The organism is Streptomyces sp. NBC_01197 (genome assembly GCF_036010505.1).
Taxonomy (GTDB): Bacteria; Actinomycetota; Actinomycetes; order Streptomycetales; family Streptomycetaceae; genus Streptomyces.
In genome coordinates this window covers 6,773,658-6,786,611 of record NZ_CP108569.1, presented here as the reverse complement: position 1 = coordinate 6,786,611, position 12,954 = coordinate 6,773,658, and the positions used below count along the sequence as shown (strand labels likewise).

Genomic DNA, 12,954 nt, shown 5'->3' with positions numbered 1-12,954 from the left:
GCGAGAGGGTCGCCGACCGTACACCTTCGGCGGTTACGTTCCCTTCGCATCAGCCCCTTGATCCTTTGGACGGCCCCCACCCATGTCTTGGTCCGAATCGTTCGTCCTCGGATTCGTGCAGGGGCTGACCGAGTTTCTGCCCGTGTCCTCCAGCGCCCATCTGCGGCTGACCTCGGCCTTCGCGGGCTGGCCCGACGCGGGTGCGGCCTTCACCGCGATCACCCAGATAGGCACCGAGGCCGCGGTCATCATCTACTTCCGCAGTGACATCGCCAGGATCGTCTCGGCGTGGTTCCGCTCGCTCACCGACCGCTCGCTGCGCGGCGGCCACGACGCCCGGATGGGCTGGCTCGTCATCGTCGGGACGATCCCGATCGGTGTGCTGGGGATCCTGCTGAAGGACCAGATCGATACATCATTCCGGGACCTGCGGGTCATCGCCTGCACCCTGGTCGGGATGGGCCTGGTGCTGGGCGCGGCCGACCGGCTGGCCGCCCGCGACGAGAGCGGCGGCAGGCACAGGGCGGGCCGGCGGCGCAGGTCACTCCAGGAGCTGACGGTCCGGGACGGGCTGGTCTACGGGCTGTGCCAGGCGCTCGCGCTGGTCCCGGGCGTCTCCCGCTCGGGCGCCACGATCAGCGGCGGCCTGCTCATGGGATACACCCGTGAGGCCGCCGCCCGGTACTCGTTCCTGCTGGCGATCCCCGCGGTCCTCGCCTCGGGGGCCTTCGAGCTCAAGGACGCGGCCGGGAGCGGCGGTACGCCGTGGGGGCCGACGCTGCTCGCGACGGTCGTGGCGTTCGCCGTGGGATACGCGGTCATCGCGTGGTTCATGCGCTTCATTACCACCAAGAGCTTCATGCCGTTCGTCATCTACCGGATTCTGCTCGGCATCCTGCTGTTCGTCCTGGTCAGCATGGGTGTGCTGAGCCCGCACGCGGGCGAATCCGGCGGCTGAACCAGGGCCGCACAGGTAGCGCTATCTAGCATTTCCTAGCGCCTGATTGCAGCACCACGCCATGATCATCTCCCACTCGTCTCCCACCCAGGAGACCGGGAGACGATCAGCCAGAAGTGCGCACCTGCAAAGTCGGGAGTAGAAAGAAGGGCCCGCGCAGCAGCAGCTGTGCGGGCCCTTCTGCTTGGCGGCCGGCCCGGGTCAGTCGAGGCTGAGGCGCGCCAGCAGGCCCTGGACACGGCCGGCGAGCGCCTTCTCCGGGTCCGGGCTGATGGTGGCAAGTGCCACTGCGGCCGTCACGGTGACGTCGCTCAGCTCCTTCTCGACGAGCCGCCAGCGCGGGCGGTGAGGAAGTCGAGGGTGTAGCGGTCGGGGTTGCCGTAGCCGGCCAGGCCCATGAGCTTGCCGGAGCTGGTCCAGTTGCCGAGTCCGAGGTGTTCGGCGACGGTCTCGTAGAACCAGCCCAGCGACTGGCTGAACGGGAACTGGCACAGGACCTTCAATCCGTCGGCGGTGCCGTGGGCGAGGGTGGCGGAGACGCCGTCGCCGGAGCCGTCGACCACCAGGACGGCGGCCTCGTCGAAGCCGCTGGGGTGGAAGGCGGAGGCGGCGTGCGCGAGGTGGTGCTCGACCACGGTGGCCTGCCGGGGCCGGTGGTGGCCGAACAGGGCGGGGGCGAGGAGTTCGGCGTGCAGATGTTGCTCGGCGTAGGCCAGGCCGGGTTGAAGACGATGGCGATCTCGTCAACGTCGGCCAGGGTGATGCCGGCCTCGGACAGGCAGTAGGCCGCGGCCACCGCGCAGGAGCGGGAGTCCTTGTGGTGCTTGCGGCGGGAGAAGCGCTCCTCCTCGGCGAAGGCGACCACCTTCCCGTCGATGACCAGGCAGGCGGAGGGGTGGAAGCAAAGGGGGAGGAGGGGGCGGTACGGGCCGATTCGGCTGGTGCCCTTGGTCCCCGATCGGCGACCGGTGTTTCCCCTCCACGATCCTTGCCACAGCAGCCTCCTCAAGGCCTGGGTTCTCCACTGCAGAAGCGGAGGCCCGCGATGCACGAGGGCGCACATGCGCCTGTACGCCTGTACGCCTGTACGCCTGCTACATACAACCCAGCAACTGGGTCGCTCGTCAGCCTTCGAGCGGGCGGCCCTGTGCTGCCCGCAGGCGGGCCAGACCGGAGTTCCGCGTGCGAGCAAGTGGCAGTTCGTCTTCGGGGGTCGGGAGCGTGACGGGCATGGACCACACACCGCTGGTCTGGGAGGCGATGCCGAGCGCGACCATGACCTCGGCGAGTCCCATGCCGTGGCCGGAACAGGGAGCCCGGCCACGGTGAGTACGTCGGTGCAGCCGGCCTCCTTCCCGGCAACCAAGGCGCGGATCTGGGCCTCGGTTGCCGTCCCGCGCAGCGGTAATCGCGGAGCCAACTCAGCCCTTACCGCATTGCCCTCGTCCGCATGTCCAGAGACGCCCGCGCCAACGAGTTTGCCGCGGCGGCGGACTGTTCCGACTTTCCTGCCGATGGATGTCGGCCGGTGATCGGCCGCGTCCAGCTGCTCGGCGAGCGGGAAGCTGCCGCCATAATGGGAGGCATGCCCTCCAGCCCGCACCACCCCGCACCCGCGTCGACGAACCTCTCGGGCACGGACGCCGAGGACCTCGCGCTGTACCGGGAGAAGTTCCGGTGCCGTCTGCCGGAGTCGCTGGACGAGTTGCACGGCCCGACCCAGGGGGTCGTCGAGCTGCCGCTGCACATGGCCTGGTCCGGGATGACCTCGTACGACCTGGGCAAGCCGCGCCAGCGCATGGGCCTGTACCGCACTGTCTTGCATGAGGGCCTGCACGACGACCTGCCCCGCTACCTCAACCAGGACCTGCTCCTCCAGCTGTGGCCGGTGCTGCGCACTCTCGTCGGCCGCACCGTGCGCACTGTGTGGGAGGACGCCTTCGCTCAGCTCGCCTCCCGCACCCAGGCAGCCGCGTGACGGACATGCCGGAGCTGCACGCGCGGCTCCTGGCGGATGTGATCGCCCTCGGCTCCCCGTATCCCCTGGTCCTCACTGGCGGGTATGCCGTGCGGGCGCACCGCCTCGTGAACCGCCCCAGCCAGGACCTCGATGTCGCCACCGAGAACCCGGCGCCCATGGCCGACATCGCGGCCACGCTCCGCGCCGGCCTGGAAGCCCGCGGCTGGAAGGTGCACGCGCTGGAGACCGCCCCGCTGTCCGCCCGCTTCACCGTGACCGACCCGGCCACCGGGCAGGACTGCGAGGTCGACGTCCTCAAGGAGATCTTCTGGCGGCCGGTCGCCCAGAGCCCGTACGGGCCCGTCCTCGCGGAGGAGGACGTGATCGGGACCAAGGTCCGCGCCCTCGCCGACCGCGGAGCACCCCGTGACCTGATCGACGTGTTCGCAGCCTCCCGCCGTTGGAACACCGCCGATCTCGAGGAATTCGGCCGTCGCCACGCCCGCGGCCGCTTCGAGCGCGAAGACCTGCAGGCAAACCTCGCCGGATCCGAGTGGACCGACGACGAAGCCTTCGCCGCCTACGGCCTGGACCAGGCCACCATCACCGCTCTTCGTGCCTGGGCCGTGGAGTGGGCCGACGACCTCGCGGCCCGACTCCTCGAAGAGTCCGATGATCCGGACATCGACTGATCACATCTGTCCGACCATCGGAAACGGGAGCCTGGGGAAGCCGAGCGAGGGGCAAGTACGGTGCCGTGGAAATATCCCCACGGCACTGGGCAAACTGGCCTCTCACGGGCGATACGGCCAACGCCCGACTCCTCCGGGCAGCCAGGCCACGCCGCGAAGGTAGAGCTCGGCAAGCATTTCGGGCGTCCACGCTCTGAGGAACTGACTTCCCTCGAGCCCGCAGCCTGACGACGTTCTATCAGCGCGGACGACCGCCGCTGAGGTGGCGAAAAGAAGAGCTCCTCGCTCACCAACACTGCTCTTCCAATGGCCTGACCAGCCAGCCCGCCGGTGCACCCGACACGCCATCAGAACGAGCGTCATTTCAGCGTCAAGATATCGCCCGTAACGCACATACCGCACATAATATGCAGGGGCAAAATCGCAGACCAGGAGCCCTTTGCGGCCGGCTCCAAGATCGCCACCACTCCACGTGATGCGTCATCGAAAATGTGTCACATCATGTGGGATATAGAGAAATGCCAGGCCAGAGGCCATTTTCTGGCTCTTCGGGAAGCCGATCCGGCGGTCGGAGCGTCAACCGAGCGTCACGCGAGAGGAGTGTCAGCCTCTCACCGGGCTTCCCGTGAGCAGGACGGCCGTGTACTGCACAGGTGCCCTTCGCAGAGGCCCGTCCGGGCACATCGCATGGACGTCTTCTGCGGCCTTGACGTCAGCAAGGGCGAACACTATGCCACCGGCCGTCACCGCGGCGGGGACGAAAGCCTTCGACCGCAGGCCCCGGTGTCAGTCGGCGGCGACCCGCGGGACTATGGGCAAGATTCCCAATTACTGTGCAGAACGCTGACCTTGTTCCAAGGTGCCCCACTCATCGGCGATCTTGCCGCCACTCACCGGCTGATCGTGATCCCGGCTGCTGTGACTGGCCTGCCTATAGGCGGAATCCCCAGGTACGAACCCTTGTCCAATCTATGACCAGCGGTAGCAGATCCGGTCTCCGTCCACGATGACGTCCTCGATCGTTGTTGTGAGGTCCGGGAAAGCGTTCCGCCCGGCGACTCCGCGGAGCTCTACGGGCCCCTTCGTAGTCCGCCCCCTGAAACCCTGGTCGTTCGGCACGAGCTTGGGCGTGAAAATTCACTTGGGCGTGCCGACCATCACGGCTCGCAGTCGTGTTCGTGGACGGCTTCGATGGCAGTGAGTACTCGTTCGGGGCTCATGGGGAGGCTGGTGATCTGTGCTCCGACAGCGTCGGCTATCGCCGCGGCGATAGCCGGCGGCACGGGGAGCATGCCGCCCTCGCCAAGGCCCTTGGAGCCGAAGGGACCTGATCCGTGGCCTTGCTCCTGGGTAATGGAGACAAACGAGCGCGGCAGGTCGTCGGCCATGGGCAGCCGGTAGTTCAGGGCTTCGCCGTTGAGCAATTCGCTCCCCTCGTAGCGCAGCTCTTCGAACAGGGCCTGTCCTATGCCCATGACTGCCGCGCCCTCGTCTTGGCCTCGCGCCCCCAGGGCGTTGATCACCTTCCCGGCATCCCCGCTGATCACGAGCTTGAGGAGTTCGACCCTTCCGGTCTCCGGATCTACGGTGACTTCAGCTGCGGCCCAGGCAACTTCCCAGAAGGCACAGGGCGTCTCGAAAGCCGACTCGGCTGAAGAGTCCGGCTTATAGTGGCCATCGCCAGTGAACTCATAACTCCTCCCACCGAATACTCGGCGAGTCAACGGGGTGAGCGAGTACACCTGCCCCTTGGCAACGACCTCCCAATTGCGCAGCTCAAGCTCCTGGGGCGAGATTCCTAGCTCTTTGGCGGCAAAGTCGAGGACCGTGTGCCGGGCCTGTTCCGCCGCCTGCTGGACCGCGCGGCCCATCACTGCGATTCCGGAGGACGAGTGTGTCCCCGAATCGTACGGTGAGTGATCAGTGTCGACCGAGACATACTTGACCTTGCTTGGATCCGTCCGCAGAACATCGGCAACGATTTGGATGAGCGCGCTGTGCCCGCCCTGTCCCATCTCGACCAGCGCCGATTGCAGACAGACGTTGCCAGCAGTGTCAATGTTGACGCGGGCCTCGCTCAACTTGTTCATGCCGCCACCGTCTTTACAGGCCAGCGCGATGCCCATTCCCCGGTTAGCCACGAGACTGCGCTCGTGGTATCCGATCGCATCAGCTATGAGACCCAGTCCCAAGGAAAAGTCGCTATCGAGGGGGGTCTCCCCTGGCACGCTTCTTTCACCGAGGTCAAGAACGTTCTTCAGCCTGAGCTTGAGGGGGTCCATTCCCAACCGGGCGGCGATAAGGTCCAGCTGCCGCTCATTGGCCCAGGTCGCCTGTGTCCCACCGAATCCGCGGAAAGCGCCAGCTGGGACGGTGTTGGTCATGACGGTTTGGCATGCCGTGTCAATATGACGCCATCGGTAGGCTCCCGGCATCCGATAGCCGGCCTTCTCTGCCACCAGCGGGCTGTAGTCGGAATAGGCTCCGGCATTGAGGAGTACTTCACTCTTGCGCGCCAGGAATGTACCGTCAGCCGCCAGCCCCGTTGTCAGCGTCAGGATCGCCTCGTGCTGGCTGACGGTCAGAAAGGCTTCTTCCGTCGTCAGGCAGTACCGGACGGGGCGCCCTCCGCTGAGCTGGGAGAGGCGTATGGCAATCGGTTCAGTGCGGCAGTTGGTCTTTGCTCCGAAACCTCCACCGAGCATTTCGACGTGTACCTGCACGGTGTTCTCTGGGACCTTAAATATCCGGGCGAGCTCTTGGCGAAGCTGAAACGGCTCCTGGGTGCTCGTCCACACCTCCACCCGATCAGCCGGCGCGACCGCGACGCTGACGAATGGCTCGAGATGCATGTGCTGCATCCGCGAGAAGGTGAAGGTATCGGTGAAGACATGGTCACACTCGTGCCATACATCGATCGGCCCTGTGGTGTAGCGGTACTCGAAGCTGACGTTGCGGGCCGTACGCACGGCGGCGGAAGCGCCCGGACCGTACCGCGGGATGAAAGCCTGTGGTGGGGTGGGGAACAGTTCGGGCGCGTCATCGCCGCGGGCGTCCAGAACCGACGAGGCGTCAGGCAGCTTCTCGTACTCGACGTCGATGAGGTCCAGGGCGGCGAGCGCGATGTGCTCGTCTTCAGCGGCGACGGCTGCCACCACCTCACCGACATAGCGAACGGTATCCAGCGCCACGAACGGCTGGTCCCTCACGTATGCGCCGCACATCGGGTCGAGTCCGTCCAGGTGGCCCCGGGTGAGCACGGCGTGTACGCCCTCAAGTTTCTCCGCCTTCGTGGCATCAATCGACACCACCCGCGCGTGCGCGTGCGGGCTGCGCAGTACCATTGCGTGCAGCATCCCCGCCACACTGACGTCGTACCCGTACCGCGCTCTGCCGGTCACCTTCGCCAGTGCGTCGCGGCGAGGATCGTCCCGTCCCACAACGGTGCTCACGAGTTGTCCTCCCCGTCGGAGGCCTCGGCCAGCTCGCCGGCGCGTTCGACTGCTTCCAGGATCATCTCGTAGCCGGTGCATCGGCAGATGTTCGAAGCGATCCACTTCCGGACCTCCTCCCGGTCCGGCTTCACGTTGGTTCGCAGTAGCGCAGTAGCGAGCATGATCATTCCGGGTGTGCAGTAACCGCATTGGAAACCACCGCACTCGGAGAAGGCTCGTTGGACCGGGCTCAGGTTGTCCCCGTCCTGCTGGCCCTCGATGGTCTCCACGGTGGTTCCCTCAACATCGAAGGCGAACAGCGAGCAGGACGCGACGGGCCGGTCGTCCACCAGAACCGTGCACGTGCCGCACACGCCCCGCTCACAGGAGCCGCGTACACCAGTCAAGTTCAGGTCCCGGCGCAGCATAGTCAGCAGGATCGTGCTGGTTGGCACCTCGACGAGGCATTGTTCACCGTTGAGCACGAACTCGACCCGCATACTCTCACCGGAGTCGATGTCCTCGATCGGTTGCGTATCGCTGCTCATGACATTGCCTCCGGTCCGGATTCAAGTTGACGCCGCAGCAGAACTTCGACGACTTTGCGGCGATATTCGATGCTGCCGGCGTAGTCGCCAACCCGGTCTGGCATCTGGGCCGCCATGTGGTGGGCGAGATCGGCTCGATCGGCCGCAGTCATTCGTTCGGCCGCGATCTCGGCGCGAAGCAGGACGGGGTGGCGATACTCCGATCCGACGACGGCTGTCAGGCGGAACCCGCCACTGGTGTACCTGATCGCGAGCGCCACAGTGGTCAGCGGGCGCAGCGAGCGGTCGTAGCTGAACGAGTACAGCGATTCGGTGTTCACCACAAGGTGGTGCAGTAGAGCGGGTTCGGCTGGACGGGCATGAACGAACTCATCGAGGCTACAACTCCGCTCCCCTGCTGGTCCGGAAAACTGCAGCTGGGTCTCAAGGGCGCCCAGGATGACGGCCATCTCGTACCGCTGGCGACGAGCCATGATGTTCCCGCCCAACGTCGCCTGGAAGCGGATACGGACTGTGGCGATGCTCGACCAGGCCGTACCTAGCGGGGGTAGCACCCGGTTGACTGTTGGATGCTGGGAACCTTCGTGGTGAGTCAGCAACGCACCGAGGCGGAGCTCTCCGGCACAGTGCTCGGCGGTGCGCAACCCGTCGGTTCGTCGCAATGAGATGAGCGTGCTCGGGGAGCACCCTTCGCGGAACGCGGCGACCAGATCTGTACAGCCGGCCGCGACGGTCGCGTCTGGGCTGTCAATGAGCAACCGCCGTGCCTCGTCGAGTGTCCTCGGCCTGCACAGGCGAAATGGCGGGAGTGCCGTCTGCGTCGGTGCGAGCAGCCCGGCGCCACCAACCTGTTGGCGCATGTTCGAAGCCCTTCTCTCTCAGACCCTGTCTTGAGTCCAACCGTGGTGGCTCGAAAATCGGTGAGATGCGAGTGAGGCGAAGGCGCCACAGGGGCGCTGACCAGGCGAAATTAGTTAAGTACTAGAATACCATTTGCTCAAGGATATGAATATGGGTTGAGCGCGACCGGCTCTCACCCCTGTGCGTCTCAGGGGAGTTGACCTGGGCTGCTGGGCGACGGCCCGGCCACGCGGGGACGAGGGACAGCAGGTCCGGGCCACGTTGCGACAGGTGGCGCCACTGATCGGCGTTTCGAAGTCTGCCGACGGCATCCCCGTTCACCTCGCACCCCTTGGTGCTCACCCGTGACCGCAGGGTCGCCGCCTCAAATAAGGTCCTCTGCTACTCGACCAACCCGCGCCACCCTCGACGGGCCGCGGCGCCTGGTGTCTCGCAGCCACTGGGACGCCGACCACCTCCGCGACAACCTGCAGGCATACGCCGGCGAGCAACTCGGAGCGCCAGAAGATGTGTTGATCATCGATGACGCCGGCCTCGTCAAGAAGGCACCACCTCTGCCGCCGCGCAGGGCCAGCACTCAGGCACCGCGGGCCAGACCGAGAACTGCCAGATCGGCGTCTTCGCTGCCTACGTCACTACACGTGGACACGACCTGGTTGACCGTAGCTCCACCCCGCCCAAGTCCTGGACGAACGACCGCGATCGCTGCCGGGCCGCCCGCGTTCCTGACGAGCCCACCTTCGCCGTCAAGGGCGACCTCGCCCGCGACATGATCCTTCGGGTCTTGGCGTCCGCGCCCCCCGCCACCTGACCCACCGCGGATTCCGCCTATGGCCAGGACGCCCTTCTGTCGCTTCCTCGAAGACGCCCAGCTCTCGCTCGTCGTCGCCGTGCCCGAGTCCCAGCAGGTCCACGGCCCGCATCACGACTCGAAGTCGATTCCATCGCCGGCACGGAAACGGAAGATCTCTGGACCACCGCCGGTCGCCCAGACCGCATCTCTGCAGCTCACCCCCGCCCCAAAGGCGACCGGGGCCTTTCGGTACGGCGTCCTCTCTTGTGGGACAAGTAACTTGCTGATACAAATTCTCGAGCGAGATAGTTAACCCCTTAGGGACCTACCTCTCGGGGGAGGCGCCGAGGCCGGTGTGCCACAGCTAGTCAATGACATGCCGCCGCTATGAGCAGCTGGCGAATAAGAGCAGGCAGAGCGAACACTGCGACACCACACGGATGCGATTCGGGGAATTCTCGGCCGGTGTTGGTCACTTGGCTCATCACTGTCGGCCACGGCCCCGGCTATGGTTTTTGTCCTGTTCGGCGGGTCAGCGCCGCATCCGACCGGCGGCCGTGGCCGAGAAAGAGACCGCCGACCGCAGTTTCGAGTCATCTCCTGCTCACCACACACCCGAACCTCTCGTCCTGAACTGTCACATTGGCCCAGAAAGGAATCCACGCAATGAAATCCGTATGCCCCACAGGGTTCAAACTCGAGCTACTTACTCCGACGATTGGAGGTGTCGTCCACGGGCTCGACCTCCGGGATGAGCTATCGCCGAAGTGCCAGGACGAGCTGCGGCAGACGCTCCTGGAGCGTGAAGTGCTGTTTCTGCGCGACCAGCAGATAGAACCAGGTGATCAACTGAGGTTCGCTCGGATCTTCGGTGAACCGCAAGAGGTGAGCGCTTTCTTTCCGTCGCTTCCCGATAATCGGTACATCGAAGTACTTGAATCCAGGGGTCGTGCCTCCGGAACAGACGTCTGGCACTCCGATCTGACCTGGCAGCCGACGCCGAATGCTGCTACGTGCCTGCATTCTCAGGAGGTGCCACCGTGCGGCGGCGACACTCTGTGGGCAAGCATGACTGCGGCCTACGACGCTATTCCGGAAGATGTGAAGAAGCTGATCGATCCGCTCGATGCGGTGCACGACTGGGAGCGGGAGCTCAGCGACCACGTACGTTCTGGTGAGGAGGGGGAGAAGCGTTACGCCGAGACGCGGGAGAAGTATCCCCCCCGACGGCACCCAGTGGTGCGGACGCACCCCGTAACGGGGCGCAAGCTCGTGTATGTGAACGAGCTGTATTCGACGAGGATCGCGGGGGTCGACCACCAGCTGAGCGAATCATTGCTGCGCTACCTCGTGGGGCTCGCCCGTGTCCCGGAGTTCCAAGCCCGCTTCCGGTGGGACGCGAATGCGATCGCGATTTGGGACAACCGGTCGGTGCAGCACTACGCCGTCGGTGACTACCACCCGCATTACCGCAAGATGCACCGTGTGACGCTGAAGGGTGACGCACCCTTCTAGGCCACAGATAGGTGGTCAGCCGGTGGTCAGCCGGCTGTCTGTGACTAATCGTTCGCCGACATCGGCGGTGGGTGCGGCTGCCGCGACGCTTGCCAGGTGTTGCCGTGCCACGTGCCTTTTTGGTCCCGGCTCTTACCTCGAGCCGGGTGCCACTTTCTCGACTGGTAGGCCGACAGAGAGGCCACACGTGAAATCCACTGACAAGGCTCACCTGATAGACGACGCACCATTGACGTCGTTCCACAAGAAACTGACCGCCTACTCGAGCGGCGGCCCCTTCATCGACGGGTATGCACTCACGGTCATCGGCATAGCCCTCCTTACAGCAAAACCCGCGCTGCACCTGACGGACATTGAAATTGGGCTCGTTGGGGCCGCAAGCTTGGTCGGCGTGTTCGTCGGTGGCCTGGTCTTCGGCTATGTGACCGATCTGATCGGCCGGAAGGTCATGTATGTTGCGGATCTCGTCGTCCTCGCTGTGGCGTCGGTCGGGTCGGCGTTCGCACCGAATGCGTGGTGGCTCATCGCGCTGCGCTTCATAGCAGGCGTGGCCATCGGCGCCGACTACCCGATCGCGACCGCGTTGCTCGCCGAGTATCTGCCACGGCGCCACCGGGGCCGGCTGCTCGGATTGGCCCTCGTCTTCTGGACTGTTGGCGCCGCCGCGGCCTATGCCGTCGGTTTCCTGCTGCGCGACCTCGGCCCCGACACATGGCGCTGGCTCCTGGCCAGCCCAGCGCTCTTCGCCGTGATCACCCTGCTACTGCGCTTCGGTACGCCGGAGTCCGCTCGCTGGCTCCTCAGCAAGGGCCGGGTCGAGGAGGCCAACGCCGCGATCAAAAAAGTCTACGGCTCTCAGTACAACGTCAGCCATCTTTCCGACGAACGGCCTGCCAGCACCTCTTTCGGCACGATTTTCCGAAAGCCCCATCTCACTCGGACCATATTTGTGTCCGGGTTCTGGACCGCGCAGGTCATACCACTGTTCGCCGTCTACATCTTCGCTCCGGACCTACTCTCCTCGTTCGGCATGACCGGTGATGCGAACCTCTACGGCGGCTCCGTAATCATCATGATGCTGTTCGTGGTGGGCAGTTTCCCCGGCTTGTGGCTGATAGAGAAGATCGGCCGCCGGCCGCTGCTGCTCTGGTCATTTGCCATCATCACAGCGGCCCTTGCGCTCCCGGCCTTCGTTCCGGGCGCCGGGTCGGTCGGCCTTTTCCTGGGACTCGCAGTATTTGCTCTTGTCAATGGGGCCTCCGGATTCCTCGCACTGGTATACCCAAGCGAGCTGTTCCCGACCGAAGTCCGCGCCACCGCGGTCGGCGTCGGCACTGCCGTCAGCCGGATCGGCTCGGCAGCCGGCACCTACCTCTTTCCCTCTGCACTGCTCCACGGTGGCTCCGCAACTGTGCTGGCGGTCGGCGCCGGAATCTCTGCGCTCGGTTGGCTAGTGACAATGGCCTGGGCGCCGGAGACCAAGGGAATGTCGCTGTCCAGCATCGCCACGGTGCCGCGCGACCAGGAAGCACCCACGACCGTGACCGTGACCGGTAAACCGTGAGCTGAATGTGAGGACCAGTCGGATAGGCCGAGCGACCTGCTTGACGGCCAAGGCCAGTCATCGCGTGGGGAGTTGGGCGACGGTGCGTTGTGTGCTCACCCACAACGCAAGTTCGACGTGCCATTGCTCGAGCGGGCCCTGAGGTTCCCGGCGGCCTACGTAGGCGCCATGGGCTCGCGCCGTACGCATCTCGACCGTCTGGACCGCCTCCGAGGCTTGGGCCTCACGGAGCTGGAACTGGCCCGCTTGCACTCGCCGATCGGCCTGGACATGGGTGCCCGGACACCGAGGAGACGGCCTTGTCCATCGCAGCCGAGATCGTCGCCAACCGCCGCGGCGGCTCCGGGCTCCCGCTCACCGGTGCCCACACCCTGATCCATCACGATGCAACTGCGCGCCACCGCCTGCTTTCCGTCCCTGCTGAGGAGCCGGGGCCGCCCGAACGTGGACTGGTGTCGGTCGATTCGCGACCCGATCGCGCGGCCTGAACCACTCCGCCTCCCCGGAGCAGGAGGCAACCCTGGAAGGGATCTCAGCCGGCAAGACCGACAGGGCCCGCGACGAAGCGACTTCTGGGCCATCAGCCCCCTCCTGCGAGTGGAAGACCTGCTGGGCGATCAAGCGGCTCC

Annotated in this window: 11 protein-coding genes and 2 pseudogenes; 8 read left to right on the top strand and 5 right to left on the bottom strand. The window is 65.4% G+C overall.

Annotated elements, in window-relative coordinates:
- Positions 1-82: 82 nt before the first annotated feature.
- A complete protein-coding gene (locus OG452_RS31135; RefSeq protein WP_327298873.1) occupies positions 83-958 on the top strand; it encodes an undecaprenyl-diphosphate phosphatase in 876 nt (291 codons plus the stop codon).
- Positions 959-1,269: 311 nt separating this feature from the next.
- Here OG452_RS31135 and OG452_RS31130 read toward each other — a convergent pair whose 3' ends face one another.
- The gene (locus tag OG452_RS31130; protein WP_327298872.1) at positions 1,270-1,593 is read right to left on the bottom strand and encodes a carbamoyltransferase N-terminal domain-containing protein; all 324 of its coding nucleotides are present in this window, start codon (positions 1,591-1,593) and stop codon (positions 1,270-1,272) included.
- Here OG452_RS31130 and OG452_RS31125 point away from each other — a divergent pair.
- Positions 1,570-1,743, top strand: a complete 174-nt coding sequence (locus tag OG452_RS31125) for a hypothetical protein (protein ID WP_327298871.1) — start codon at positions 1,570-1,572, stop codon at positions 1,741-1,743. The two genes, OG452_RS31130 and OG452_RS31125, sit on opposite strands and share 24 nt — an antisense overlap.
- Before the next feature lie 339 nt (positions 1,744-2,082).
- Here OG452_RS31125 and OG452_RS31120 read toward each other — a convergent pair whose 3' ends face one another.
- Positions 2,083-2,253 carry a DUF6042 family protein gene (locus OG452_RS31120; protein ID WP_327298870.1) on the bottom strand — a complete coding sequence of 57 codons (171 nt, stop codon included), beginning with the start codon at positions 2,251-2,253 and terminating at the stop codon, positions 2,083-2,085.
- 290 nt (positions 2,254-2,543) lie between these two features.
- Here OG452_RS31120 and OG452_RS31115 point away from each other — a divergent pair, with 290 nt between their 5' ends.
- Positions 2,544-2,936, top strand: a complete 393-nt coding sequence (locus OG452_RS31115; protein ID WP_327298869.1) for a hypothetical protein — start codon at positions 2,544-2,546, stop codon at positions 2,934-2,936.
- 5 nt (positions 2,937-2,941) lie between these two features.
- Entirely contained in the window at positions 2,942-3,610 is a 669-nt protein-coding gene (locus OG452_RS31110; RefSeq protein WP_327299844.1) for a nucleotidyl transferase AbiEii/AbiGii toxin family protein, read from the top strand.
- Positions 3,611-4,767: 1,157 nt separating this feature from the next.
- Here the strand turns inward: OG452_RS31110 and OG452_RS31105 are convergent.
- Genes OG452_RS31105 through OG452_RS31095 form a run of 3 tightly spaced genes read right to left on the bottom strand, consistent with a single transcriptional unit; the run spans position 4,768 to position 8,452 of the window.
- Entirely contained in the window at positions 4,768-7,062 is a 2,295-nt protein-coding gene (locus OG452_RS31105) for a xanthine dehydrogenase family protein molybdopterin-binding subunit (protein ID WP_327298868.1), read from the bottom strand.
- Entirely contained in the window at positions 7,059-7,592 is a 534-nt protein-coding gene (locus OG452_RS31100) for a (2Fe-2S)-binding protein (protein ID WP_327298867.1), read from the bottom strand. Before OG452_RS31100 ends, OG452_RS31105 begins: the two co-directional genes overlap by 4 nt.
- Positions 7,589-8,452: an FAD binding domain-containing protein gene (locus tag OG452_RS31095; protein WP_327298866.1), complete on the bottom strand. Its 864-nt coding sequence runs from the start codon at positions 8,450-8,452 to the stop codon at positions 7,589-7,591. The genes OG452_RS31100 and OG452_RS31095 overlap by 4 nt, the downstream gene beginning before the upstream one ends.
- 399 nt (positions 8,453-8,851) lie before the next feature.
- On the opposite strand from OG452_RS31095, the pseudogene OG452_RS35500 reads away from it, so the two are divergent.
- The 4 genes and pseudogenes from OG452_RS35500 to OG452_RS31080 form a co-directional block, all read left to right on the top strand.
- A pseudogene (locus OG452_RS35500) lies at positions 8,852-9,382 on the top strand (IS701 family transposase); the annotation flags it as partial.
- Between the two features lie 530 nt (positions 9,383-9,912).
- The gene (locus OG452_RS31090; protein ID WP_327298865.1) at positions 9,913-10,761 is read left to right on the top strand and encodes a TauD/TfdA dioxygenase family protein; all 849 of its coding nucleotides are present in this window, start codon (positions 9,913-9,915) and stop codon (positions 10,759-10,761) included.
- A 187-nt stretch (positions 10,762-10,948) separates the two neighbouring features.
- The gene (locus OG452_RS31085; protein WP_327298864.1) at positions 10,949-12,325 is read left to right on the top strand and encodes an MFS transporter; all 1,377 of its coding nucleotides are present in this window, start codon (positions 10,949-10,951) and stop codon (positions 12,323-12,325) included.
- Between the two features lie 79 nt (positions 12,326-12,404).
- Positions 12,405-12,813 (top strand): annotated as a pseudogene (locus tag OG452_RS31080) (XdhC family protein); the annotation flags it as partial.
- Positions 12,814-12,954 lie beyond the last annotated feature (141 nt).

Bases quoted from the DNA above. Each gene is read 5' to 3' on its own strand.
- OG452_RS31135 (WP_327298873.1), top strand. From the start codon at position 83: ATGTCTTGGTCCGAATCGTTCGTCCTCGGATTCGTGCAGGGGCTGACC.
- OG452_RS31120 (WP_327298870.1), bottom strand. From the start codon at position 2,253: ATGGGACTCGCCGAGGTCATGGTCGCGCTCGGCATCGCCTCCCAGACC.
- OG452_RS31115 (WP_327298869.1), top strand. From the start codon at position 2,544: ATGCCCTCCAGCCCGCACCACCCCGCACCCGCGTCGACGAACCTCTCG.
- OG452_RS31110 (WP_327299844.1), top strand. From the start codon at position 2,942: ATGCCGGAGCTGCACGCGCGGCTCCTGGCGGATGTGATCGCCCTCGGC.
- OG452_RS31100 (WP_327298867.1), bottom strand. From the start codon at position 7,592: ATGAGCAGCGATACGCAACCGATCGAGGACATCGACTCCGGTGAGAGT.
- OG452_RS31095 (WP_327298866.1), bottom strand. From the start codon at position 8,452: ATGCGCCAACAGGTTGGTGGCGCCGGGCTGCTCGCACCGACGCAGACG.
- OG452_RS31090 (WP_327298865.1), top strand. From the start codon at position 9,913: ATGAAATCCGTATGCCCCACAGGGTTCAAACTCGAGCTACTTACTCCG.